The following is a 26,006-nucleotide window of genomic DNA, read 5'->3' as shown; positions in this document are numbered from 1 at the left end:
TATATTGTCTGTTGCTCTCTATTTATCACTCAATCTCTAAAATCATTCCCGCTGCAACAGTATGATACGTTGCTTCATCAATTAAAATAAAAGAGCCAGTGGCTATATTTTGTTGATAAGGGGTACAAACTATCGGTTTTTGTAAGGTTAATTTGACTTCGCCAATATCATTTAATTTTAGTACATCGGCATTTTCAAATTTACTTAGCGTTTGTACATCTAAAATATGGCTAATTTCATTTACTTTTGCAAAAACAGTTTGGGTTGTGTGTTTAAGTAAATATTTACGAGCCGTATTCAGCGGACGTTGATCAAACCAACAAATTGTTGCGTGAATACGTTTTGCTGTATGAATAGTGGAATGCTCTGCAACAAAACTATCTCCACGTGAAATATCAATATCATCGTTTAAACGCAGAGTAACTTGCTCCCCTACTTTAGCTTGCTCAACAATACCGTTCGGGCTAATAATTTCTTTTATCGTAGAATAATAGCCTGCAGGCTCTATTCTGACCTTATCACCAACTTTAATACTCCCTGCCTCAATTCGACCTTGATAACCACGAAAATCATCTTGTTTATCGCTATCTAATCGGCTAACTAATTGAACAGGAAAATGGAAATCTGCATACTCTTCGGATAAATTATCATCACTTGGTAAATTTTCTAAAATAGTCAATAGTGGCTCACCTTGATACCAAGTTGTTCTTTCACTGGAATGAACAATGTTATCGCCCTGTAAAGCAGAAACAGGCACAAAATAAATATGCTCTAAGCCAATTTGTTGAGCGAATTGGCGATAAGACTGGACAATACATTCAAATTTTTCTTGGCTAAACTCAAGTAGATCCATTTTGTTAATGGCAACAATAATATGTTGGCAATTTAGCTGTTTGAGAATAATAGAATGGCGTTTTGTTTGTGGTAGTAATGCTAACTGTTCAGTTGTAAAATCAAGCTGTGATGCGTCAATTAAAATAATAGCGGCGTGTGCCGTTGATGCCCCTGTTACCATATTTCGGGTATATTGTTCGTGTCCTGGAGTATCTGCGATGATAAATTTGCGTTTTGCCGTAGAGAAATAGCGGTATGCTACATCAATGGTGATACCTTGTTCTCTTTCCGCTTCTAAGCCATCGGTTAAAATTGAAAAATCAATCACTTCACCATTATTTTTAGATTTATTTAAACTTAGTAACTGATCACTTAATAATGCCTTGCTATCGTATAATAAACGTCCAATTAACGTACTTTTTCCATCATCAACGCTACCTGCGGTAATAAAGCGAAGTGGTGCATATTGATTTAAATTACTCATAAACTCGTCCTTTTATATTATCCGTCAAATTAAAAATAACCCTGTTTCTTACGCTGTTCCATTGCTGCTTCACTCACTTGATCGTCCATTCGAGTGGCACTGCGTTCTGAAATTTCCGCCACTGCGGTTTCTTTAATAATATCCAGTGGATCTTTTGCATCACTGGCAACGGGGCAAGTACAGCTAATATCGCCAACCGTTCTAAATCTAACAGATAAAACTTCACTCTCTTCATTCGGTAATTTAGGTGTTAATGGCGTAACAGGGACAAGTAATCCTTTGCGTTTCACAACTTCTCGTTGATGGGCATAATAAATTGGTGGGAGAGCTAAACCTTCTCTGGCAATATATTGCCAAATATCTAGTTCCGTCCAGTTTGAAATAGGGAATACTCGCATATTTTCGCCTTTATGTAATTTAGCGTTATATAACGACCATAATTCAGGTCGTTGAGCTTTTGGGTCCCATTGTCCAAATTCATCACGGAAAGAGAAAATTCTCTCTTTCGCGCGTACTTTTTCTTCATCACGTCTTGCTCCGCCCATCAAGGCATCAAAGCCGTATTCCGCAATAGTTTCTAACAAAGTTACCGCTTGTGCCGCATTACGAGAATCTGTTTCTTTACGTAATACCACCGTACCTTTTTCAATAGAATCTTCTACTTTTCCGACAACTAATTTAGCGTTTAGCTTTTTGACTAATTCATCTCGAAATTGAATAACTTCAGGATAATTATGCCCCGTATCAATATGGACAAGTGGAAAAGGGAGCGATAACTCTCGACCTTCTAACTTAAATGCTTTACAAGCCAATGCTAGAAGCACAACGGAATCTTTACCACCAGAAAAAAGCAATGCAGGATTTTGACATTCTGCAATAACTTCTCGAATAATATAAATCGACTCCGCTTCTAACCAATCTAAATGGCGATTTTGTAACTGTTGCGTCATTTCTATTCCCCCTATTTATGTAAACCGCATTCTTTACTATCTTTATTTTCCCACCACCAACGTCCAGCTCGAATATCTTCTTCCGCTTTAACAGGACGAGTACAAGGCTCACAACCAATACTAGGGAAGCCTTGTTTATATAGGGTGTTATATGGAATGCCATATTTCAAAATATATGCCCACACATCTTGTTCTGACCAATCAAAAATTGGGTTGTATTTATCCATTTGACGACTCGTGTCATATTCGTGAAATTCAAGTTCTGTTCGAGTAACGGACTGTTCTCTTCGTTGCCCAGTAAGCCAAGCATCAGCACCTTTTAATGCACGATTAAGCGGTTCGATTTTTCGGATAAAACAACATTTGCGGCGTAATTCTACGCTGTCATAAAAAGCATATTTGCCAAATTCTTGTTGATATTGTTCAGCACTTTCTCGTTCTGGATAATAAAACTGTAAAGTGAGATCGGGATAAAAACGTCTGATTTCATCTGTCAGAGCTAAGGTCTCGTTATTCAATTTACCCGTTTCTAACGTGAATATCTCAATATCCACCCCACTTTGCACAATGGCATCAGTAATAACCATATCTTCAACGGCTAAACTATTGGCAAATTTGATATTTTTATGCTGGTTAGCAATTTGCTGAAGTCGTTCAAATAAGATCTCTCGTTGGTGATCTACACTTTTCAGGATATGCTCATTTGGTTGTGGAATTTCCCATAACTTTGGTCGAATAAAACTCATCACCCATTCCCCCATAAATAACAATACGTTATTTATAGCCGATGAATAATAGAATGAAAAATAATAAGAGAATATAGTTTAGAACTGCTAGGAATATATTTATTCAAAAGAGAACTATTCTCAAATGATTAAAATATAGCATTGAAATTTTTGTATATAAAACCAACAAAGAGATCTAACCCCACAGATAACGATAACCCCTAAAAGAGATGAGATATCTGTGGGTTGAAACTAGGCATTTGAAACATTCTATTTTCAAATGTTAAGCAATCATAAATTAGCTTTATTTTTTAGAAGAGCATAAAGCTCATCTTTAATGTGTAGCTTTTCTTTTTTAAGAACTTCAATTTCTGTGTGAGTTGCTAACTCAATATTAGCCTCCATATTTTTGATTTTATGATCTAATTCATTATGTTTATCAAAAAGGCGAGCAAAGTGAGCATCTTCAGTTTTCAATTTTGTGATTAAATCACGGAATTCTGGGAACATAATAGACTCCTTTATAGATGAATGGGTATTCAGGATAGTAGCACTTTCCTATTTTTATTCAGTAATTTAATCTAAAAATTTTGAAGTAGATCACAAAATATTCCTATGCGTTTTTCATATATTTAACGTTATAATAGGCAAAATTTTTATAGGTAAAAGAAAGACAATCAAATGCGTGGTATCAGATTTTTTGTAAGTTTTTGTGTGTTACTTTCCGCAACCACATCGGCACAATGGATCAAAATTAAAGATGCAGAGTATGTATGGGGACCTTTTAAAATCTATAATATCTCTCTATTTTCAGAAACAGGACAATATGAGCAAAATACTCGCCCTATTATGCTAACCTTAAAATATCATAAGCCTGTTGATGGAAGAGATTTTGCTATTTCCCTTGCTCGCTCTTGGTCAAATTTAGGTATCACATTATCTAATCAAAATGATGTTGTTGATCGCTTACGCAAAATACTTCCAGATATCAAAGAGGGAGATAGATTAAGTTACATTGCTTTAGAAGATAAAGGATATTTTATATTAAATGATAAGGTCATTGCAGAAGAGTTTAACCAAGATTTCAATAATGCTGTAGTGGCTGTATGGCTAGATCCACGAGTAGAAATTGGTAAAAAATTATTATCACAGAACATAAAACAAGATGATACAAATGAGAATGAAGCCCTTAATCCAGTGTTACCTATTCCTGAAGAATTATTAAATAAAGAGCAGCAAAACCAATACTCAGCAGTTGAGCCAAGAGTTACTACAGATGTTACAGCACAAGAAAACCAAGCTAAAGATATTGAGAAATTAGATAATAAATCTCAAGAACAAGAGAGATCTAAATTCGAAGAAAGTAAAACAGAAGAAAGTAAAACAGAAGAACAAGAACAGAAAAGTGATCAAAATGAACTAGAGATAGAGAAAAAACTAGAACCTGAGCTTCAGCAAGAAAATAATGAAATTTATATTTCCCCCCCTATGGATTCAACCCCAATTCCCCCAATAAGCTAACTAAGCTAATCTGCTGATAAAGGTGTAATAGAATAAGGAGCTGAAGTAAATCAGCTCCTTAACTTTTATGCCCTATCCCACTCATATACACCGCCAAGTTCTCGTAAATTAGCATCATTTAAAAACTTAACAATCCTCTCACCAAGTTCATATTCTTGGTCATTAGAATTACCTTCTACGACATATCCACTGAAGAACCTTAGCACATCTAAAGTATAATTTACTGTAAATTCCTTGGTACAGACACCTTGATATTGATTGCTTTTAAGAGCATTCCATACATAAGTATCGTTATCTTTTCCTGCAACCCAATTTTTACTGGTGGCAACCGCCACATCTTTTTTCAGAAAGTAGCAGTTGGTATCAATATGTCCCTCACATTTTGGCTTGCGAAAGAACAATTTGTGCGACTCGCCAAAAGCATTGATGTTCAGTTTGATCACATCGGGCAAAGCAGTCTGATACCAGCCGATAGATTCAATAGAATCCTCCACCAAAAAATCACCTTTCAAATTATATAAATTTCTCAATGAAAAAGCATAATCATAAGAGTCATCTTGCAACAACTTCACACCAGATTCAATGTGATTGGGTTCATACCAGTTGTCATCATCTAAGTAGCAAATAATATCTTCTTTCACCAAAAAAGGAGCAATGGCATTAATACTACTATTTGTCCAACCATCAGCTCCTGTGTTCATCGGTAAATAAGTAGCAATAACGTCAGGATATTTATCCAAAATCATTTTGGCTCGCTGATGATATTTTTCACCATCAACAAATACATAATGCTTACAAGGATAACTTTGTTGTTGGACGCTCTCAATGGCTCGTACCAGATCAGCACGCCCAATAGTTGATGTGATGACAGCGACCGTTTTATTTGGTTGGATTTCATTCATAATAATTTCATATCTACAGTTATTTACATTAAGAATATTCGCTCATTGAAATATATAGAAAGAATAATTAAAAGATAATCAGCGACTATTTTTCCCATCGCTCCGATATTTCGCACCACTCAAGATTGTGGTAGAACCAATATTTATCCCGATGCATCATAGGCTTATCTCGGAGCCAAGGTTTTTCTGTTGATGTGTAGTGAATGATATAAGGTAATTGTGTCTCAGGGAGTTTTGGCATCTTATGCTCAACTCCTTTTAATTTTAATTCTCGTAATGCACCAACTTGATAATTATACTTCGCATCAGCAAAACCAATTTTATCTTTTAGTACCATATTTAGGATACATTGATCTCCATAAGGTACTTTAGAAACATACTGATTAGCGGTATCAAATAACTTATCCTGAATTTTCTGTTCTCTCCAAGCCTTACAATCAACCAAAAATACTCCTGAATTAACATACTTACCTAAATGCAAATTATAGGGATGACGCCAATTTAGAGCATCTAAACATATATCTGGTACAGCGATAGCAAGGTTATTATTAAAATCGCTGTAATAAAATTCCCGTAAGTTGCCAGTTACTACCAGATCACAATCCAAATATAAGGCTCTGTCAGCATTTACCGCTTCTGAAATTAAAAAGCGGTAATAGGAACTTTCAGATGAAATATGTTTGAGCGATGGATAGCCTTTGAACAAATCGCTTTTCACAGTCAGGCTGTGCAGTTGGGAGCCATATTTTTCCAAATGCCGATTGACGTTGCGAACCCATTCTCTAGGAAAGTCACTGTGCAATAAATAAAAATTAACCCCTTTATTGTGATAACAAACTGATTTAATAGCTGTTAGCACGTGCGGTGCGTAATTCCAGTTTGCAGCAAAAACGATATTGATATTTGCATTCATTTTATGTATTACTCAAAAATATCCTGATCACTTAGATACTTGATACTACCTTCTATGCATAATGCCGGAGTTTGCCAAGTATGTCCTGCTTCAGTCGCTTTTTTATTTTGAGCTTTGACTATGTCATATATTTCTTGCTCTTTAAAACGCTTTTCATCATAAATTGGCGTTAGCTTATAGTGAGTAGTACGCTTGGCAGTAAAACCCCCTTTAGCTTTTAACCTTAGCAACTTTTCAAATACAGATTGATCATTGGCAACACCGGAATACCACTCTTGACACAAATTAAATGCTATCTTGCGAGTAATGGCATAACTATTAGTGTCGATAATTCTTCTTTCATTATTACCCATTTCTCCCTTAACATTCTCATTTGCAAATGGAACTGAAACGGAGATTGTCCAAAAACCTATTGAGGTAATATTATCATCACACAAATAATTATAGTTACGATCATAATTCCTGCGTAAAGAATAAGCATAATCTAAATCATATTTATCAATCATTTTGACTAAATATTCAACGTGTTCTGGATCATGCCAATTATCATCATCTAAGAAACAAAAAACATCTTCTTCTAATAAATAAGGTAAGATAGCGTGAATTGCTCCATTACCGATGTTGTTTTTCCCTCCTGTATTCATTGGTAGAAATGTGAAAATAACATCAGGATATTTTTCTTGAAGATGCTGAACTTTATCCCAATACTGCTTGCCATCAACAAATACATAGTGTTGACAAGGATAAGTTTGTTGCTGAATAGATACGATGGATTTCTCCAACTCGTCCCTTCCAATCGTTGTGGTAACTACAGCGACCGTTTTATTCGTTTTCATTTCGCCCATAGAGCCTCTTTTATAACTGATGTACCTGTCTATACTCATTCACCAACGCCAAGAATCTTTCACCCATCGGATCGGCATTACCAGTGAACAGCTTTTTCAAGCCATTGTTTTCAATAATATGACGGCGTAATTCAAGACGCTCGCTGTGATTCTCAGCCAAACGAACGGCACGTTCAATATATTCTTCTACCGTATCAGCCACCAACCATTTTGGCAGACCTAAGCGACCAAACAAGCCCTCATCAATATGCTCGTGTACTTCAGGACCAGTCTTACAGATACCAACCAAACCAAGTGTTACCATATCAATGATGCCGTTGGTATTGCCAAATGGGAATGGATTAACCATCATATCGCAGTTATTCAATACCTCTAGATATTGCGTATAAGGTAAGTGCGAATGTGCTGTAGCGTCATCACCCAAATAAGTACGGATAAATTTCTGTACATAAGGGTGAGTAATGCCTGTAGATTGACCCAATGCAAAATGAAAATGTACTTTGACTTTAGCACGATCACGAATGTCTTTACAGGCCTGTAAAAAGTGCGGATTTAGTTTCATTGTGGTAGATGCGATACCGATATTGACCACTTCAGGGTTTTCACGCAGTTTATAGTCCACTTTTTTAGGTGCTGATGCTGACGGTACATAAGGAAGAGCATCTTTTGGTAGGCGTATCAATGTCTCACTAAAGCAGTCTTCAGAGCCGACATAATCATCTTCCACCACCACATACTCAATAAAATCAGAATGCGTGGTTGCAGGGTGTCCTAATGCAATCGCTTGAATCGGAGCCATTCTAGTATTGCTGGCAAAAATGGTGGTCAAATCCATACCAATACTTGGCATATAAAAAATAGCTGCTTCATTTTGACTACAAATATCTCTGATAAACGCCAGTTTCTCAAAAATATTATCCCCTTTGGTAACGTGAAATTCATCAAATACTTCTCTACCAGCCTGATCAACAGCCTCGCTCCCCATACCGATCAAATGAAAATGCTTACGAGCAGCAACCATTGAAGTTGAGTGAGTACGATAAATTGAGTGTGAAGCATTAAAATGCTCGAGCAAAACGACCATCACAGGTTTGCCATTACGTTCTCCGATCTTGGTGATCTCACGATCTGTCCACCCCCCCTCAAGCAAATGACCACGAATTACCTTATTTAAGGATTTTTTCACATCGTGCTTATTGGCTGCCAAATCATAACTACAATGCATATATACATCGTGAGAAATACCACTTGGCAAGTTGCTCAAGCTATTAAACTCTGCCAACCTAGACGGAAACCACTGCAAAATCGCCTTACGTTTATTAAATGACGTTTCGGTTCCGATAAATCGAGGGGATTGTAGAGCAAAGCATAGAGAAGCACATAATTCACGATTTGCTTCCCAAATAACATTTAGATTCACGTCTGTATTTGATTCAGGCAAAAACAGAATACAAAATTTGATTAAAGCTGCTTTGGAGTTATCCAAACGAAGACCGTCATTCAAGCTGGCGTTTTTGTTATAGGTTTGCAAAATATGATCGGCATTGACATAAGGGGAGCTTGCAAAAATGAGTGAAATCCATCTTTGTAGTGTCAAAAAACGAACGGCTCCTGATTCAGAAATCTCAAGTTTGGGATCGCTGAATAAGCGAGTGATGGCATCAGCCATACGGGTGCAGAAAAGCACGATTTTTTCTTGTTCTAAATTGGCTAACTGGTGTGGTACTTTGCATTCAATGCCAGAAATACCTCCAAAGTTACTGTTTAGTTTTTCTAAAATTTTTAATAACTCACGGCTTGCCATTTCATAATTTTTGGCTGCAACTTCTGCCTCAAGTCGATGGAGGCTGGGTAATTGTTCTTGTTCTGTTGACATATATTTATTCCTAATGCACATAATGAGCGTACATTATACAATGAATATTAAGATATATACAAAACTATTATAAAGATGAATACCACTCCAAACTCTAATATTCCAACTTGCTTTATATTTAATTGTTTTTTCGGAACAATAATTGCTCGAAGTAAAGCAATAAAATAAGCGAAAGCAATCGAATATTGATTAAATAACAAATAAATCCCTACACATAATAAATGAGAAAAAAGACTTAATTTCAGATATAACGGATTTTTTCTCTCCCTTGCAACGCTTTTTACATATAGCGTAGTGGCAATAAAAAAGAGTGTCGGGTGAAGTAATATCCACCATTGATATTGCTCTGTTGGCAAATAATAGCTTGCCATACCAATAATACCGAAGGTTAAAATCCCTGCAATATCATTGATTAAATTACGCTCATCTTTCTTTTTAGCATAATAAATTTGAATAATAACAAGCGGTAAGATAAAAAGAGAAAATTGCAAAATGGCTATTTTATAAAAGAATACTGGAATAGCGAATAATAAGCTAATTACCACATAAATAATTGCCCATTTTTTATATTTCGTATTATTTTTCCGATTAAAAATCGCTAAAAATGGATAAGAACAAAAATAAAGAAAAAGCCAAGAAAGCCCAAAGAAAATATGTTGGACAATAAAATGGCTTTCAAAAATACCATATAAAAACGGTACAAAAGCCATTACTAATGCACCGTGTTGATTTGAAATGATAGGCTTTTCTTTAAACATCAGTCAATTTAGCAGTAATCTTCAAGGTTTATTACTTTATCACAACTTTTCTCAATCAGGTATGGATCGTGACTAACTAAAATCAATGCACATTGCCTTGCTCGGCACTGTTCAATCAGAAGTTGGATTGTTTCTTGTTGCGTAATAGGATCAAGACGTGAAGTTACTTCATCAGCAAAAAGCAAAACAGGTTCAAGCAGTAACGCTCGTAAAATAGCCACTCGTTGTAATTCCCCACCAGACACATTTTCAGCGGTGCGTTGTAAAATTTCAGGTGATAACGAAAGTTGCTGTAACAAATGCGGGATCTGCGAACTATCTAAACGATGATAATGAATAACATCATCTAATAATGTTTGTAACGTTACGTTTGGTGCAAATGCTTCTGGCGGATCTTGATATAGTTTTAGCACTTGATGCTTTTTATATTGCGAGTTATGCCACTCTACCTTACCAGACTTCACTTTTAACAGACCGCATAACACATCTGCAAGCGTGCTTTTACCAATACCACTTTGTCCGACAATACCTAAAATTTCCCCTTGTGCAAGATTAAAGGAAAGATTGCGGAATAATTCACGCTTACCACGAGCAACCGAAAGATTATTTACTGAAACAAGCGGTCGCTTTTGTTCATTTTTTTGCACATTAAATGATTGCCAATGTTTAGGATCGGCAGAAATTAACGCACGAGTATATTCGTGCTTTGGAGCAGTAAGTAATTGCTCTGCCTGACCTTGCTCGACCAGTTTTCCTTTTCGCATTACGAAAATATAGCCACCCAGTTGGCTTGCTACATCAATATCGTGCGTAATTGTGAGTAATGCTCCGCCATTTTGATGTGCTTTTTGTAAAAGCTGAATAACATTCTGCTTACTTGCAGGATCAAGCCCTTTGGTTGGTTCATCAGCGAGCAAAATTTTTCCGCCCGATGCCGTTGCAATCGCAAAAGAGGCTCGTTGTGCCATTCCGCCTGAGAGTTGATGTGGGTAAGCATTAACGGCATTTTTTAAGCCTAGATCACTTAAATATTGTTCACTTTGATGTTGGGCTTGCTTATCCATATAACCCGCTACAAAGTGATAGCTTTCCCACAGTTGTTGGCGAATACGCATAATTGGGTCAAGAGAACGTCTTGGCTCTTGGGGGAGCATAACTAAACTTTTACCCCAAAGTTGTTGTAAGCGGTAGGATTGGCTTGATATTTTGCAATTTTCCACCCAAATCTCACCGCTTGCGATTAACCCATCGGGCAATGCTCCCATAATCGCTTGAATTAACAAACTTTTTCCTGAGCCAGTTTCGCCTAATATCGTAATATTTTCACCTGCATTTAGCACAAAGCTCATTCGTTCAACCAATTCAAGCTGTTCCGTTGTTCTAACAGTGAGATGTTCAATTTTTAATAAGCTCATTATTTTATTCTTCCTGATAAAAGTTGTAGGCTTAACACCAATAAAAAGACCGCAATAACAGGCTGTAAGAAAATTAAAGGGGCTTGATAGTAATAAGGGAAAAGCTCCGTCATCATTAAACCGAGTTCAGCCGTTGGTGGGCGTAACCCTACGCTCACAAAGCCTAATGTGGCAAGTGCTAAAATGGCATTACCAATCGAAAAAGCACTTAATGTCGCAATCATCGGCAGTAAACGGGGGAGTAAATGACGTTTGATGCAGTAAATCCAAGACATCCCCATTAAACGTGAAGATTCAAGCTCGTGACTTGTGGCAAGCGTACTTGTAATCGCACGGGTAACACGAAAGAACTCCACCCAGATAACCAATGAAATACCAAGATAGAGCGTCCAAAAAGAACCTGGGGAAAGTGAAGCGAACAGTAAAATCAATAATAGCCCTGGTAATGCCATAATCATATCGCATAAGAAACTAAGTATTTTATCCAGCCAACCGCTAAACAGTCCTGCCAAGATACCAAGAGAAACACCTGCAAATAAGGCACAGGCAACACTAAATAACGATAAACTAAAAGATAAACGAATAGCCGATGCCAAACGTGCAAACATATCTCGTCCAAGATGATCTGTGCCAAACCAGCTAAATTCATCAGGATCAGACAAAATATTATTTAAGTCTTGAAAGCCAATATCCATCGGGTAAAACAAGGGTTGCAAAAACGCAAAAGCAAGTAATAGTAAGAGTAAAGTTGCTCCACAGTATTGAGCAAATGAAAATGAACGCATTATTTTGCTCCCTCACGAATGCGTGGATCTATCCAAGCACTAAGTAAATCAGCTGCCATATTTAATATCACAAATAAGCCTCCCATTACTAATGCTGTCCCTTGGATCATCGGAATATCACGCGCAATAATAGCGTGAACTAAAGCGTGTCCACTACCAGGCCAAGCAAATAAACTTTCCACCACAACCACACCTTCAATTAGATAAACTAACTGCACACTGTGATAAGCAATAACAGGAATCGCAATATTACGAAGAGCGTGGCGGAAAAAACTTTGCCATTGGCTTAACCCTTTGAGCAATGCAAACTGATAGAAATCTGCATTTTTTACTTGTACCATTGCCTGACGAGTTACTCGTACAGAAACAGCACTTAGCCCAATCGCTAAAGTTAAAGCTGGTAGAATAAAGTGTGTCCAACTGCCATAACCGCCCGAAGGCAACCATTTTAAACTTACAGAAAAGAGAGTAATTAAACCGATAGCAATAATAAAAGCAGGTACAGAGCGAAATAAGCTACTGAAAATCAGGGTCAAGCGGTCAAAAAAACCATTCGGTTTACGAGCAGCAAGTACACCTAAAGGTGGACCAATCAACAACGCCATTATTAAAGCAACAATCGCAAGGCTTAAAGTATGCCCAAATTGATGATGGATTTCAGCCCAAACACTATCCCCCGTTACGAGAGATTTACCTAAATTCCCTTGTAATAAGTCAAATAGCCAATTTGCATAGTTTTGCCACCAAGGTTGGTCTAGCCCTAATTCTGCACGCACCATTTCTGCAGCGGCACTGTCTGTTTGGTCATATCCATAACGGCTAGCTGCGATACGATATGCCATATCACCAGAGAGCTGATAAGAGAGAATAAAGGTCAGCGTTCCGACTGACCATATTACAAATAAAATTTGTACAATACGTCTTGTAATAATATTAAACACAAAGGTATCCAATTACGATTAAAAATCAAACTGTTTATGGAATGTAATTTATTAAGTTTAAAAAATGTCTTGATACTCCAACTAGTTTATTGACAAAGTTTTTACATTCGGAAGCACCAAATACTTCCGAATGTAACCTCTTTTATTAACAAACTGCTAAGTACAGACTGATGACAAACCTCAATTTGTTGTATTCAATAAACGGATGCCAGCGTGGCGTCCGAATGAAAAAAACTTTGTCAATAATCTGAAGTAGTGATTATTTGTTATTTTTATCCGATTTCATTGCACTGAAAATCATCGCTAAAATTGGGCCTGAAATATTGTGCCAGAAACTAAATACAGCACTTGGCACAGCAATCAATGGATTAGCTTTAAAGTGAATAGCAGCTAATGCAGCACCTAAACCAGAATTTTGCATACCTACTTCAATAGATACAGCTTTGCTATCAGCTAGTGGAAGTTTGAATAGACGAGCAACGCCATATCCAACTAAGTAACCTAAACCATTATGTAGCACGACAACACCAAAAATAAGTAACCCTGACTCGATAATACGATCTTTACTTACTGCCACAACCGCCGTTACGATCAGTACAATTGCAACAACAGAAATTAGTGGCATTGTTTGGCTAAACTGCTCAATTTTTTCTTTGAAAATAGCACGAATGACTAGTCCAATAAAAATAGGTAAAAGAACCATTTGTAACACAGAAATAAACATTGCACTTGCGTTAATATCTAACCACTGGCTTGCAAACAGGTAAAACACTGCTGGTGTTAAAACTGGAGCAAGTAAGGTTGAAATTGTTGTACAAGCAACAGAGAGAGCAGTATTTCCTTTCGCTAAAAAAGTCATCACATTTGATGATGTGCCACCAGGGCAAGCTCCAACTAGAATGACACCGATAGCAAGATCTGGTGGTAGTTGGAATATTTTCACAAGTAAGAAGGCAATACTTGGCATCACAACGAATTGTGCAATTACTCCAATAATGACAGCTTTAGGATTACGTGTTACTTCTGCAAAATCTTTAAATGTCAGGGTTAAGCCCATTCCTAGCATTACAATACCAAGTAAATAAGGAATCCAAGGGACAAACATTTTAAATGTTTCTGGAAATTGTGCAGCAATAAAGGCAAAAACAATCACCCAAAGGGCAAAGGTTTTGCTCACAAATTGAGTAAATTTGAGTAAAAAAGACATTGTGTTTCCTTTCAAGTTAATAACATCATTTATGAAAATGCTGAAAGTTGCATAAACTTTCGGCAGGGTAAGATAATAGAAATTCACTAAAAATCAATCTCTTTACTCGTTCTTAACAAATTTTAGCAGTATAATAGCTCAGATTTTGACATTTCTTTACATAAAAGGAGACAACAATGAAGCCAATGATCAAATTTTCTACCCTCGCAATCTGTTCTATTTTTGCACTAACAGGCTGTGCAACACAGCAGCCAAATGGTGAAGAAAAACTACAACAACACGCAGTATTAGGGGTAAACTGGGTACAAGAATCAGGGGAATACCAAGCACTTGCTTACCAAGCATTTAATGCTGCACAAGTTGCTTTTGACAAAGCCAAAGTTGCAAAAGGTAAGAAAAAAGCCGTTGTTGTTGATTTAGATGAAACAATGATGGACAACAGTGCTTATGCTGCTTGGCAAATTAAAAATAATAAAGCCTTTGATGGCAAAGATTGGACTCGTTGGGTAAATGCACGTGAAACAAAAGCCATTGCAGGTGCGGTAGAATTCAACAATTATGTAAATAGCCACGGTGGTACAATGTTTTATGTATCTAACCGTAAAGATGATGGCGAAAAAGCGGGAACCTTAGATGATATGAAAACTTTAGGGTTTAAGGGAGCAAGTGAGCAAACGCTATTTTTGAAAAAAGATAAATCAAATAAAACCCCTCGTTTTGAAGAGATTGAAAAACAAGGCTATGAAATCGTACTTTACATTGGTGATAACTTAAACGATTTTGGTGATGCTTTCTACAAAAAATCGAATGCAGATCGCCGAGCATTAGTTGCTGAAAATCGCCAGTTATTTGGTAAGAAATTTATTGTATTACCAAATCCAAACTATGGTGATTGGGAAGGTGCAGTGTTCAACTATAACTACAAATCAACCGCAGAAGAAAAAGCTCAAGCTCGTGATAAAGTATTGCGTGCGTGGAGTGGTCAATAATTTATTTTTTATTTAAGCGGTGAGATTGTGCTAAAAATTTGCAAAATTTTCTACCTAACTGACCGCTTATCATTTTTATAATATAAGGACACATTATGTCAGCAATGCAAATCACACTATCACAACAACCTGCTGCAGAGCAATGGGGAAAAGATGCTCTACTTTCAGCAAATCAAAATGGAATGACTATTCATTTACAGAAAGACCCTTTAGTCAGTATTCAAAAAGCCGCTCGTAAAATTAAAAATCAAGGTATTTTAAATGTTGCTTTAGTTGGTGAAGGCTGGGGATTGGAAGAAAGCTGGGCGTTTCAACAAGGCTTTGTAAGCGTAAAAAGTACAGGAGAAATCGCATTTCCTGCATTAAATAGCGATCAGGCTGAATTTGATGCTCGTTTAGCTTGTTCAACTTTTACTCGTGAAATAATCAATGAACCGTCCGATACATTAACTCCCGAAGTATTAGCTCACAAAGCGGCTGAATTTATCGTACATCAAGCAGATAAATATGCAGGAAAAGGTAAAGTATCTTTTGAAATCATCTCTCGTGAAGCGGTAAAAGATCGTGGTTATTTAGGCATTTGGACAGTTGGTAAAGGCTCTGCCAATATGCCAGCGATGTTACAGCTTGATTTTAACCCGACAGGAAATCCTGATGCACCTGTATTAGCTTGCTTAGTTGGTAAGGGAATTACATTTGATACGGGCGGATATAGTATTAAACCAAGTGATTCAATGTCCACAATGCGAGCAGATATGGGCGGGGCTGCATTAGTAACGGGGGCTTTAGGTTTAGCGATTGCTCGTGGTTTAAATCAGCGTGTAAAACTTTATCTCTGCTGTGCTGAAAATATGGTAAGTAGCCGAGCATTTAAGCTTGGTGATATTATTCATTATCGTAATGGCGTGAGTGTTGAAGTGCTTAATACCGATGCAGAAGGACGATTAGTATTAGCTGATGGTTTAATTGAAGCGGATAAACAAAATCCACAATTTATTGTCGATTGTGCTACTTTAACAGGGGCGGCAAAAGTTGCCGTAGGAAATGATTATCACGCAGTACTCTCAATGGACGAACAGTTAGTTTCAGATTTATTACAATCGGCAAAATCTGAAAAAGAGCCATTCTGGCGTTTACCGTTTGAAGATTTCCATCGTAATCAAACCGCATCTTCCTTTGCAGATATTGCAAACGTAGGCTCTGTGCCTGTACCAGCTGGAGCAAGCACTGCAACCGCATTCTTATCTTATTTTGTGAAAAATTATCAACAAAATTGGTTACATATTGACTGTGCAGCAACTTTCCGTAAAACCGCAAGTGATTTATGGGCAACAGGAGCAACAGGAATTGGCGTAAAAACCTTAGCAAATCTGCTTTTATCAAAATAATATAATTTGTATCAATCTAAGCCATAGTAATTAAATTGACTATGGCTTTTTATTTGGATCTTATTTATAAACACTGTATAAATTTACAAAAAAATTGATCTTTTTTATTGACACTGTTTTTTTGAACAGTAAAATAACCTGTATAAAAGAACAGTTTACTGGTTGTTTTGCATAAAAGTTGGACTGTAAGGAAAAGTAGGAGAAAAATATGGCACACCTTAGAACATTAACACGAGAGCTATCTTATCAACCAATACCACTATATCGTGATTTCAACACTCAGCGTTCAATCAAATTAGATCTCAATTCACTTTGTATTCGTAGGCCAACAGATACCTTTTTTATTCAGGTTAAAAATCCAAATCTGATTGCGTGGGGTATTGAATTAGATGATCTTTTAATTGTAGAGCAGAGTGAACGGATCTTAATTAACGATCTTTTTGTACTTGAGAAAAATGGTGAATATAAGTTTTATCAATTTTTTAATCAAATTGGTCAAGAAAAGATCTTATTTTCACTTGATGTGACTGAACCTAATTTACGTATTTCAGATTGGAATGAAATTCAGGTTGCGGGTGTAATTACGAATGTGGTTCACCAAATAAGAAACCGCACTTCTCATCATCAAACAAGATATGCGGCTTAAAACTAGAAGAGTTTAAAGTACTCGGCGTGATTGTGTGTAAGTTTTTGCCCAGTATTTTTCAGATAAAGAACTTGTTATAACTCCTCGGCTAGAACTTGCGTGAACAAATTTACCGCCGCCAATATATACACCAACGTGGTTATTTTTGCGGAAGAAAACTAAATCACCTGCTTTTAGATCTGACTTTGAAATAGATTTGCCAGAATATTTCTGCTCAGCGGTCGAACGTGGAAGATGAATATTAAAGGCACTACTCATTGTTGTTCTAACAAATGCAGAGCAATCAATACCCGCTTTAGTTGTGCCACCTAAGCGGTAGCGAGTGCCTGCCCATTGGCGATAGGTTGAGAGAACTTTATTAGCGTTACTTATATTGTGATGATTTGGCGTATCTTTAGCTAAAACCTTATTTTTCACAGTTTGTTGATTGAGAATTTGGCTTGGTGTTGCTGCTTTAGTACTTAAACTTGCATTTGCTAGCGAAGAATAAGTCGCTAATGTCATTAAGCTCATCATAAAGAAAACTGATTTTGTCAGTGTGAAAAATAATTTTTGCATAATAAATTTGTCTCGCCAGAACAGAAAAGCGAAGCACTCCTAAAAAATTGAAGAAATAAACCCTATAAAATAATTGGCTCAGATAATTATCTGAGCCACTTGTCCGACAAGTATAACTTACTTTTGTTCCAACGAACGTAAGAAATTTATCTCATCAGCCCAAATTTCGGGTTTAATTGTTTCTAAAATGAGCGGAATGCGGTCGAAACGTGAGTCTTGCATAATAAACTGAAACACATCTGTACCAATTGTGCCTTCTCTTAAGGTATCGTGTCTATCTACTCGGCTTGCAAGTGGCGTTTTAGAGCCATTGATGTGCATACCACGCAAATAGTCAAAACCTACAATATCAGAAAATTCACTAAAGACTTGCTCACAACTTGCTAATGAACTAATGTCATAGCCTGCTGAAAATAAATGACAAGTATCTAAACAGACACCCACTCGAGATTTATCTTCTACTTGCTCAATAATTTCTGCCAAATGCTCAAATCGCCAGCCTAAGTTTGAGCCTTGCCCTGCGGTATTTTCCAGAACTGCGACCACATTGGGTACAGTGTCTATTGCGATATTGAGTGACTCAGCAATACGAGCCAAACACTCTTTTTCTGAAATCTTATTTAGATGACTACCGGGGTGAAAATTAAGTAATTTTAAACCGAGTTGATCACAACGTTGCATCTCATCAATAAAGGCTTCACGAGATTTCGCTAAATTCTCCGCTTCAGGATTACCTAAGTTAATTAAATAACTATCGTGGGGCAAAATTTGATCGGCTGAAAAGTGATGCACTTGACAAAAACGTTTAAATTTTTCAATCGTTTCTTGTTTAAGTGGCGGGGCTTTCCATTGACGTTGGTTTTTCGTAAATAACGCAAAGGCATTTGCCCCAATCTCAACCGAGCGTAACACTGCATTTTCCACACCGCCAGAAGCACTAACGTGTGCACCAATATATTTCATCTTATTTTCCTTTTCGTTTCTGCTATGGATTCGTGTAACATAGCGTTTTTATTTCAATTGATTAAACATAATGAACCAAACAACAATTAACGATTTTTCTCTACTTTGCCGTTTATTTGGTAATCTTTTCTATCGTTCACCGACTGATCCTATTTTAGCAGGCACTTTTGCGTGGTTAGCACAAGGTGGACTGCGTAGCAACTGGGCGTTATCCACCGACAGTCAAAGTGAGCAAGCTCTAACCACCCTTGAGAAAGATGCTAACCCTACGCAACTAGCGGTGAGTTATCAAGATCTTTTTGCAAATAACGGTGCTATTGCTACAACAATTTCTGCCTATGGATTAAACCTAAATGATTTTGTTGCTTTTCGCCAACAGCGTGGAATGCCTGAATTGGCTAACCCAGACCATATTGCACTCTTATTGCTGACAGCATCTTGGATTGAAGATAACCTTGATTCCACCGAAGCCCAACAAACACTTTTTGAAACCTTTTTATTACCTTGCTTGAGTAAATTTTTAGGTAAAGTAGAAGCCTTTGATACAGGCTTTTACAAAGCCCTTGCTCAATTAACGCGTGATGCACTCAGTGCAATGGCTGATGAATTAGAAGAAAATGAAGAAAATTTGGACGACTAATATCTAGTCGTTCAGATTGATGACAAACCCTAATTTGTTATATTCAATAAATGGACACACGCAGTGTGCCCCTACACAACAAAATAAAATTTGTTATTTTTCAATTAGTTATAATTTTTCTTGTAGGGGCGCACTGAGTGCGTCCGAATGAAAAAAGACTTTGTCAATAATCTGGACGACTAATATCTAGTCGTTATTTGTATTAAGCGGTAGGTTATGTAGTGAATTTTGTAAAAAATGACAATAAACCTACCGCTTAACTCATTTCGTATTTACCCCTTAACAAACAACGAAATCGACTCTAAATGCCCTGTGTGAGGGAACATATCGATCATTGCACATTTTTCGAGACGATAGCCTTGTTGGATTAGTTTTTCTGCATCTCTCACTAAGGTGGCAGGATTACACGAAACATACACAATCCGTTCTGGCGAGAGCTGGCAGAGATGGTCGAGAGAAAATAATGCTCCGTTACGAGCAGGGTCAAGCAACACTTTATTAAATGCCTGTTTCGCCCAAGGTTTATCCACAAATGGTTGATCTAGGTCGGTTTGGAAAAATTGTGCATTTTCAATCTGATTGAGTTCGGCATTTTGCCTTGCTTGCTCAACCATTGGTTCAACGCCTTCAATCCCCACAACTTGTTGGGCAAATTTTGCCATCGGCAAGGTAAAATTGCCCATTCCACAAAAGAGATCTAACACACGATCTTGCTTAGAAAGTGCTAGCCATTCAATCGCTTTATTTACCATTTGTTGATTTAAAGCTGCATTGATTTGAATAAAATCACGAATAGAAAATCGTAGAGATAGTCCATTGATTTGATAATAAGGCGGTTCGCCACTCCACTGTTCAATCTGCTCTTTATCTAGCATCACAAATAACAATAAATGATGTTGCTTTGCAAAATCTCGTAGAGCTTGCTCATCATCAATATGTAATTTGCCAAGATGACGCAATAACAAGGCAATGCCATTATCCGCTCGGACTAGCTCAATATGCCCGAGTAATTTTTTCTGTTTCCAGTTAGCAAAACATTGCTGTAAATAGGGAAGAAGTTGTGTAAGTTCAGGCTCTAACACATTGCAATGCTCAAGGGGAATAACCGTTTGAGAATTTGCTTGGCGGAAACCAAGAGATAGTGCATTTTTAATTAAGCTAATATGTAATTTAGCTCGGCGGCGATAGCCAAACGCTGAACTAATAAGCATTTCGTGATGCTGAATAGGTTGAGATTGTAGTTTCTGTAAACGTTGAAATAACGCCTTTTGTTTGGTTTCTCGTTGTAGTTCTACGGGCAAATGTTGCATCTGGCAACCGCCACACTGGCTGTAAATAGTGCAAGCTGGCGATTGTCTAATTGCAGATTTTTGCAAAAATCGTACCGCTTTGGCTCGCCCATATTGGCGTTTTTCTTCCAAAATTGTGGCTTCAACTTGCTCATTCGGCAAGGCGTTCTCCACAAACCAAGTTTTACCATTTAACTTTGCGACACCTAAGCCTTGATAGTCTAAATCTTGAATATCAAAGCGCTGTAAAGCGGTTGGTTTAGTGGATTTTTTTGCAGGTTTATCAGAGTAAAAGAGTGCCATTTGGATAATGATTGAACAGAAATAAAAAGAGCGTATTATAGCTTAAAAGTGGCAAATGCCGTAGATCTATTACGATAAGGAAGCATAATGACAGACACACAAATCAAAAATAGCATTTGGACAGCACGCTTTTTAGGGGATAAACAGCGAGAACAAGATCATCGTTCACCATTTCAGCGAGATCGTGGGCGAATTTTACACTCCGAAGCCTTTCGTTGTTTACAAGCAAAAACACAAATTCACGCTGTTGGGGAAGATGATTTTTATCGTACACGTTTAACTCACTCCCTTGAGGTCGCTCAAATCGGCAGTAGCTTGAGAGCTAAATTAAATGAAGACAAGGTAGGATTTCAAGCGGTCTGTTCCCTGCAAAAATTTACAAATTTCGGGCAAGATCTAACCGCTTTACTTCCTTCTCGTAGCTTAATTGAATCGCTCTGTTTTGCACACGATATTGGGCATCCTCCTTTTGGACACGGTGGTGAAATGGCATTAAATTATAAAATGCGAGAGTTGGGCGGATTTGAAGGGAATGCTCAATCTTTCCGTATTGTGACACAATTAGAGCCTTATACTGAAAATGCAGGAATGAATTTAACTCGCCGAACCTTACTCGGTATTATCAAATATCCCGCATTACTGTCTCAAACTTCTCCACGAGCTCCTAAAATCATTCCCGAAAGTCGTTATATCAATTTACATCAGATAAAAACGAGCAAAGGATTATTCGACGATGATCAACGCTTTTTTGATTGGGTGCTTGCCCCGTTATCTGAGCTAGATCGCAATTTATTTACTACGGTTGTGCCGAACTCAAATCCACAGTTACCAAATACGACCCGATATAAATCTCTTGATTGTAGCATTATGGAACTTGCTGATGATATTGCCTATGGTGTACACGATTTGGAAGATGCTATTGTTGGGGGAATGGTAACGCCACAGTCGTGGCACTATGCTGAAAAAGCCTTATTTGAATGTGATTCGGAATGGCTACAAAAACGCTTGCCTGAAATCAGCCAAAAATTATTCTCATCTCACCGCTATGAGCGAAAAGATGTGATTGGAGCATTAGTCAATTATTTTGTTACTAACGTAAAATGGCACGAAACGGCTGATTTTGATGAGCCATTACTACGTTTTAATGCCTGTTTGCCAAAAGAAGTCAAACAAGTTTTAGATGTGTTGAAAGCCTTTGTTTATCAATATGTTATTTGCGATGTAAAAACACAGCGAGTGGAATATAAAGGGCAGAGAATTTTAATGGAATTATTTGATATGCTCAGTTGCGACCCAACTCGTTTGCTCCCAAAAAGTGTAGCAGAACGTTGGAAACAGAGCGAAGAGAGTAAACGCCCAAGAATTATTTGTGATTATTTAGCCAGTATGTCAGACGGGCAAGCCTATAAACTCTATCAAAGTTTATAATCGCCATAAAACTAAACAGTCGCACGAGATTTGCAAAAGTTTCGATAAATCTTACCGCTTATCAAAAGAAAAATCAGTTAAAATAGCCACTTAAAGAATATAAAAAGAGGATATTATGAGTTTTGTTGTTGGGCAACGTTGGATTAGTGAATCAGAGAATAATTTAGGCTTAGGAATGGTACAAGCGGTTGATAATCGTACGGTAACCATTAGTTTTCCTGCATCGGACGAACAACGTGTATATGCGGTGGCTGTGGCACCCTTAACTCGTGTGCAATTTCAGCAAGGGGATCGTATTACAAGCCTTGAAGGTTGGCAACTTGATGTTGATGATGTAGTTGAAAATCAAGGTGTTGCGATTTATCTAGGCAAGCGAGTCGATTCTGGCGAAGATGCCGTTTTACCTGAGATGATGTTGGATCATAAAATTAGTTTCAGTAAACCGCAAGATCGCCTTTTCTCTGCACAGATTGATCGTAGTGATCGTTTTGCATTACGCTATCGTGCTTTCCAATTTCAGCAAGCTCAGTTTCAATCTCATCTGCGTGGAATGCAAGGCATTCGAGCCAGTCTAATTCCGCATCAATTACACATTGCCAAAGAAGTTGGGCAACGTGTTGCTCCACGAGTATTACTTGCCGATGAAGTTGGTTTAGGTAAAACCATTGAAGCGGGAATGATCTTACAGCAACAGCTTTTCTCAGGGCGAGTTGAGCGAGTGTTAGTTCTCGTGCCTGAAAGTTTGCAACACCAATGGCTCGTAGAGATGCTTCGCCGTTTTAGTCTGAATTTCTCATTATTTGATGAAGAACGTTGTGCAGATTTCAACAAAAAAGATGATGATGACAATGATGTCAGTGAAAATCCGTTTGAAACAGAATCTTTAGTTATTTGTTCCATTGACTGGTTATCTCAAAGTCCACAACGAGCAAAACAGATCCTTGCAAGCCAATGGGATATGTTAATTGTTGATGAAGCTCATCATCTAGAATGGAATGAGCAGAACCCAAGTATGGCATATCAATTTGTCGCAGAATTAGCAAAACAAATTCCTGCAGTTTTATTATTAACCGCAACACCAGAGCAATTAGGGCAAGAGAGCCACTTTGCTCGCTTAGCGTTATTAGATGCAGATCGTTTCTATGATTACAATGCTTTTATTGAGGAACAAAAACAGTATCAGCCTGTGGCAGATGCGGTTGCTACCTTATTGAATGATAAACCACTAAGTACGCAAGAACAGAATAGTATTAGCGAACTACTTGCCGAAGAAGACGTTGAGCCAATGTTACGAGTTATCAATGCACCTGAATGTAGTGAAGAGCAGCGTTTAGACGTTCGCCAAGAGTTGATTAGCGAGCTGATTGACCGTCACGGAACTAGCCGAGTATTGTTCCGTAATACTCGTCAAGGTGTAAAAGGTTTCCCACATCGTCTTTTCAACCAAATTACCCTTGAAATGCCGAAACAGTATGCGAATGCGTTGAAAGTAATGGGTATGATGGGCGGCAATAAAAAAGAAGATTTGCTTTACCCAGAACGTCTATTTCAACGAATGAACCCTAATGCTAAATGGTTTGAGTTTGACCCGCGTATTGAATGGTTGATTACATTCTTAAAAAATCATCGTAATGAGAAAATTTTAGTCATTTGTAAACACGCTGATACCGCTATTCAACTTGAGCAAGTATTACGAGAAAGAGAAGGTATTCGTTCGGCTGTGTTCCACGAAAAAATGTCGATTGTCGAACGAGACAAAGCATCAGCGTATTTTGCTCAACAAGAAGATGGAGCTCAAGTCTTAATTAGCTCTAGTATTGGTTCTGAAGGGCGTAACTTCCAATTTGCACGAAATCTTGTGCTATTTAATCTGCCTGATAATCCTGATTTACTTGAACAGAGTATTGGGCGTTTAGACCGTATCGGGCAGAAATACGATATTCAAATTCACGTCCCTTGCTTTGAACAATCCGCTCAAAGTGTGTTGGCGGATTGGTATCACAAAGGGTTGAATGCGTTTGAAGAAACCTGTCCAATGGGGGCAACGCTATTTCGTGAGTTTGGTGAAAAACTAGAACATTATTTGGTTAAGCCTGAAAATTCACCTGAGTTTGAGCAATTCATTGAACAAACTCATAAACGCCAGCAACAGTTAAAATTGGAATTAGAGAAAGGGCGAGATCGTTTACTTGAGCTTAACTCAAATGGCGGAGAAAATGCCCAAGTACTCGCTCAAGAAATTGCGAAACAAGATAATAATCCACAATTAGTTAATTTTGCACTGAAACTATTTGATGTTATCGGATTAGAGCAAGAAGATTTAGGTGAGCAAAGTATTGTGATTAGCCCAACAGGGCATATGCTTGTTCCTGATTTTCCAGGGCTTGCGGAAGATGGAAGCACTGTAACATTCAATCGTGAGTTAGCCTTAATGCGAGAAGATGTACTCTTTTTAACTTGGGATCACCCGATGATCCGTAACGGTATTGATCTAATTACTTCAGGCGATATTGGTAAGAGTGCAGTCTCACTACTGGTTAATAAGAATTTACCAGCAGGGACACTGTTATTAGAAGCGATTTATATTGTTGAAGCACAAGCTCCAAAAGGCTTACAGCTAACACGTTTCTTACCCCCTACGCCAGTGCGAGTATTACTTGATGGCAAAGGAAATGATCTTGCTGCTCAAGTCTCTTTTACTGGGTTAGAGAAACAGCTGAAACCTGTTAATCGTCAAATGGCAAATAAGATTGTGAAGATGACCCGAAGTGAAATTGAAAAATTGATTAGCTTTGGAGAACAGCAAATTACCCCGAAAGCCCAAGCCTTGATTGCAGAAGCAAAACAGAATGCAGATCATACGCTTAGTGCAGAATTACATCGCTTAACATCACTACAAGCAGTGAATAAAAATATCCGAAATGATGAAATTCAAGCTCTTGAGCAGATTAAGGCAGAATCACTGAAACAGCTTGATCAAGCAACTTGGCGTTTAGATAGCTTGAGGGTGATTGTGAGTAATAAGGAACAGTGAGAAAAAAGAGTAGGTAAGAAAAATAAGTCATTTTTCTCTTCATCTATCCCCGAACTTTCGTTCGGGTACTTTCTGTAAACAGGTAGACTTTTAAGTTTATCAGAGTGTCATAAACAAATTTGTTACTAAAAACTGTCCATTTTGCCAAAGTACGAAAATAAAGAAACATAGTGCATCGAATAATATTCAGCGATATTTTTATCATAAATGCTATAAAATATTTTCCTTCAAAAATAAATTAGATCCCATTAAAATTTGAACTGATTACACATTAGGTAAACAAATCTATCAACAACTTGCTATTAAATAGCATTGTTTAGTCAAATGAATTCGAATTCAAATAATGTCATTTCCCATTATTTTGGAGATCAGCTCACTAATAATGGTAGAAAATAATTATTAGCAACAAATTTATCTACTATGCCGTTTCAAAGTCGAGAACTAAGAACAAAAAACCGCAAGCTATCTCTAACTTGCGGTTCTCTCTATATAATACCCTGATGGTGCCCTACTCTCACATGGCGAATCACCACACTACCATCGGCGTTACTGCGTTTCACTTCTGAGTTCGGTATGGAGTCAGGTGGGTCCACAGCACTACGGCCATCAGGA

Annotated in this window: 24 protein-coding genes and 1 rRNA gene; 8 read left to right on the top strand and 17 right to left on the bottom strand. The window is 37.5% G+C overall.

The features are described from left to right. Positions 1-25: 25 nt before the first annotated feature. The 4 genes from ACWIW0_RS08075 to ACWIW0_RS08060 all read right to left on the bottom strand — a co-directional run bounded on the left by ACWIW0_RS08075 (position 26) and on the right by ACWIW0_RS08060 (position 3,503). A complete protein-coding gene (locus tag ACWIW0_RS08075) occupies positions 26-1,318 on the bottom strand; it encodes a sulfate adenylyltransferase subunit 1 (protein WP_454452907.1) in 1,293 nt (430 codons plus the stop codon). 29 nt (positions 1,319-1,347) lie between these two features. Next, complete coding sequence (cysD, locus tag ACWIW0_RS08070) at positions 1,348-2,268, bottom strand: sulfate adenylyltransferase subunit CysD (protein ID WP_454452906.1); 921 nt, start codon at positions 2,266-2,268, stop codon at positions 1,348-1,350. Between the two features lie 11 nt (positions 2,269-2,279). Beyond that, positions 2,280-3,014 carry a phosphoadenylyl-sulfate reductase gene (locus ACWIW0_RS08065; RefSeq protein WP_454452905.1) on the bottom strand — a complete coding sequence of 245 codons (735 nt, stop codon included), beginning with the start codon at positions 3,012-3,014 and terminating at the stop codon, positions 2,280-2,282. 270 nt (positions 3,015-3,284) lie between these two features. Then, positions 3,285-3,503 (bottom strand): YdcH family protein, encoded by a 219-nt coding sequence (locus ACWIW0_RS08060; protein WP_454452904.1) that lies wholly within the window; start codon positions 3,501-3,503, stop codon positions 3,285-3,287. Between the two features lie 171 nt (positions 3,504-3,674). Between ACWIW0_RS08060 and ACWIW0_RS08055 the strand changes: the two genes are divergently transcribed. Further along, positions 3,675-4,514 carry a pyruvate formate lyase-activating protein gene (locus tag ACWIW0_RS08055; RefSeq protein ID WP_454452903.1) on the top strand — a complete coding sequence of 280 codons (840 nt, stop codon included), beginning with the start codon at positions 3,675-3,677 and terminating at the stop codon, positions 4,512-4,514. Between the two features lie 65 nt (positions 4,515-4,579). Here ACWIW0_RS08055 and ACWIW0_RS08050 read toward each other — a convergent pair whose 3' ends face one another. The 9 genes from ACWIW0_RS08050 to ACWIW0_RS08010 all read right to left on the bottom strand — a co-directional run bounded on the left by ACWIW0_RS08050 (position 4,580) and on the right by ACWIW0_RS08010 (position 14,156). Continuing rightward, entirely contained in the window at positions 4,580-5,416 is an 837-nt protein-coding gene (locus ACWIW0_RS08050; protein ID WP_454452902.1) for a glycosyltransferase, read from the bottom strand. 85 nt (positions 5,417-5,501) lie between these two features. Then, positions 5,502-6,329, bottom strand: coding sequence for a glycosyltransferase family 8 protein (locus tag ACWIW0_RS08045; protein ID WP_454452901.1), 828 nt, complete (start codon positions 6,327-6,329; stop codon positions 5,502-5,504). A gap of 8 nt (positions 6,330-6,337) precedes the next feature. Next, positions 6,338-7,174, bottom strand: a complete 837-nt coding sequence (locus tag ACWIW0_RS08040) for a glycosyltransferase family 2 protein (RefSeq protein ID WP_454452900.1) — start codon at positions 7,172-7,174, stop codon at positions 6,338-6,340. Between the two features lie 10 nt (positions 7,175-7,184). Continuing rightward, positions 7,185-9,050, bottom strand: coding sequence for a UDP-glucose:protein N-beta-glucosyltransferase (locus tag ACWIW0_RS08035; protein ID WP_454452899.1), 1,866 nt, complete (start codon positions 9,048-9,050; stop codon positions 7,185-7,187). A gap of 47 nt (positions 9,051-9,097) precedes the next feature. Next, positions 9,098-9,808, bottom strand: coding sequence for a YwiC-like family protein (locus tag ACWIW0_RS08030; RefSeq protein WP_454452898.1), 711 nt, complete (start codon positions 9,806-9,808; stop codon positions 9,098-9,100). 8 nt (positions 9,809-9,816) lie between these two features. Beyond that, positions 9,817-11,223, bottom strand: a complete 1,407-nt coding sequence (locus tag ACWIW0_RS08025) for an ABC transporter ATP-binding protein (RefSeq protein ID WP_454452897.1) — start codon at positions 11,221-11,223, stop codon at positions 9,817-9,819. Then, the gene (locus ACWIW0_RS08020) at positions 11,223-12,008 is read right to left on the bottom strand and encodes an ABC transporter permease (protein ID WP_454452896.1); all 786 of its coding nucleotides are present in this window, start codon (positions 12,006-12,008) and stop codon (positions 11,223-11,225) included. The genes ACWIW0_RS08025 and ACWIW0_RS08020 overlap by 1 nt, the downstream gene beginning before the upstream one ends. Further along, positions 12,008-12,949 (bottom strand): ABC transporter permease, encoded by a 942-nt coding sequence (locus ACWIW0_RS08015; protein ID WP_454452895.1) that lies wholly within the window; start codon positions 12,947-12,949, stop codon positions 12,008-12,010. Before ACWIW0_RS08015 ends, ACWIW0_RS08020 begins: the two co-directional genes overlap by 1 nt. A gap of 259 nt (positions 12,950-13,208) precedes the next feature. After that, a complete protein-coding gene (locus ACWIW0_RS08010) occupies positions 13,209-14,156 on the bottom strand; it encodes a bile acid:sodium symporter family protein (protein WP_454446472.1) in 948 nt (315 codons plus the stop codon). A 176-nt stretch (positions 14,157-14,332) separates the two neighbouring features. Between ACWIW0_RS08010 and ACWIW0_RS08005 the strand changes: the two genes are divergently transcribed. The 3 genes from ACWIW0_RS08005 to ACWIW0_RS07995 all read left to right on the top strand — a co-directional run bounded on the left by ACWIW0_RS08005 (position 14,333) and on the right by ACWIW0_RS07995 (position 17,179). Beyond that, positions 14,333-15,145 (top strand): 5'-nucleotidase, lipoprotein e(P4) family, encoded by an 813-nt coding sequence (locus ACWIW0_RS08005; RefSeq protein ID WP_454446471.1) that lies wholly within the window; start codon positions 14,333-14,335, stop codon positions 15,143-15,145. A 104-nt stretch (positions 15,146-15,249) separates the two neighbouring features. Then, positions 15,250-16,533 carry an aminopeptidase PepB gene (gene pepB, locus ACWIW0_RS08000; RefSeq protein WP_454452920.1) on the top strand — a complete coding sequence of 428 codons (1,284 nt, stop codon included), beginning with the start codon at positions 15,250-15,252 and terminating at the stop codon, positions 16,531-16,533. 208 nt (positions 16,534-16,741) lie between these two features. Next, entirely contained in the window at positions 16,742-17,179 is a 438-nt protein-coding gene (locus tag ACWIW0_RS07995) for a LexA family protein (protein ID WP_454446470.1), read from the top strand. 12 nt (positions 17,180-17,191) lie between these two features. Here ACWIW0_RS07995 and ACWIW0_RS07990 read toward each other — a convergent pair whose 3' ends face one another. Continuing rightward, complete coding sequence (locus ACWIW0_RS07990) at positions 17,192-17,737, bottom strand: NlpC/P60 family protein (protein WP_454452894.1); 546 nt, start codon at positions 17,735-17,737, stop codon at positions 17,192-17,194. Between the two features lie 117 nt (positions 17,738-17,854). After that, the gene (gene nfo / locus ACWIW0_RS07985) at positions 17,855-18,700 is read right to left on the bottom strand and encodes a deoxyribonuclease IV (RefSeq protein WP_454452893.1); all 846 of its coding nucleotides are present in this window, start codon (positions 18,698-18,700) and stop codon (positions 17,855-17,857) included. Between the two features lie 70 nt (positions 18,701-18,770). On the opposite strand from nfo, the gene ACWIW0_RS07980 reads away from it, so the two are divergent. Beyond that, entirely contained in the window at positions 18,771-19,340 is a 570-nt protein-coding gene (locus ACWIW0_RS07980) for a TorD/DmsD family molecular chaperone (protein ID WP_454452892.1), read from the top strand. A gap of 272 nt (positions 19,341-19,612) precedes the next feature. Here the strand turns inward: ACWIW0_RS07980 and rlmD are convergent, their stop codons facing one another. Continuing rightward, positions 19,613-20,932, bottom strand: a complete 1,320-nt coding sequence (gene rlmD / locus ACWIW0_RS07975) for a 23S rRNA (uracil(1939)-C(5))-methyltransferase RlmD (RefSeq protein ID WP_454452891.1) — start codon at positions 20,930-20,932, stop codon at positions 19,613-19,615. Positions 20,933-21,019: 87 nt separating this feature from the next. Between rlmD and ACWIW0_RS07970 the strand changes: the two genes are divergently transcribed. The 3 genes from ACWIW0_RS07970 (at position 21,020) to ACWIW0_RS07960 (ending at position 25,653) form a co-directional block, all read left to right on the top strand. Then, positions 21,020-22,360, top strand: a complete 1,341-nt coding sequence (locus tag ACWIW0_RS07970) for an anti-phage deoxyguanosine triphosphatase (protein ID WP_454452890.1) — start codon at positions 21,020-21,022, stop codon at positions 22,358-22,360. Positions 22,361-22,475: 115 nt separating this feature from the next. Then, positions 22,476-25,394: an RNA polymerase-associated protein RapA gene (rapA, locus tag ACWIW0_RS07965; protein ID WP_454452889.1), complete on the top strand. Its 2,919-nt coding sequence runs from the start codon at positions 22,476-22,478 to the stop codon at positions 25,392-25,394. A gap of 109 nt (positions 25,395-25,503) precedes the next feature. Further along, the gene (locus ACWIW0_RS07960) at positions 25,504-25,653 is read left to right on the top strand and encodes a transposase-like zinc-binding domain-containing protein (RefSeq protein ID WP_454452919.1); all 150 of its coding nucleotides are present in this window, start codon (positions 25,504-25,506) and stop codon (positions 25,651-25,653) included. Positions 25,654-25,889: 236 nt separating this feature from the next. Here the strand turns inward: ACWIW0_RS07960 and rrf are convergent. After that, a 5S ribosomal RNA gene (gene rrf, locus ACWIW0_RS07955) occupies positions 25,890-26,005 on the bottom strand. Position 26,006 lies beyond the last annotated feature (1 nt).

It is taken from the genome of Ursidibacter sp. B-7004-1 (assembly GCF_053654055.1).
The sequence above is the reverse complement of the archived record's forward strand: the minus strand, read 5'-3'. Positions and strand labels throughout refer to the sequence as shown.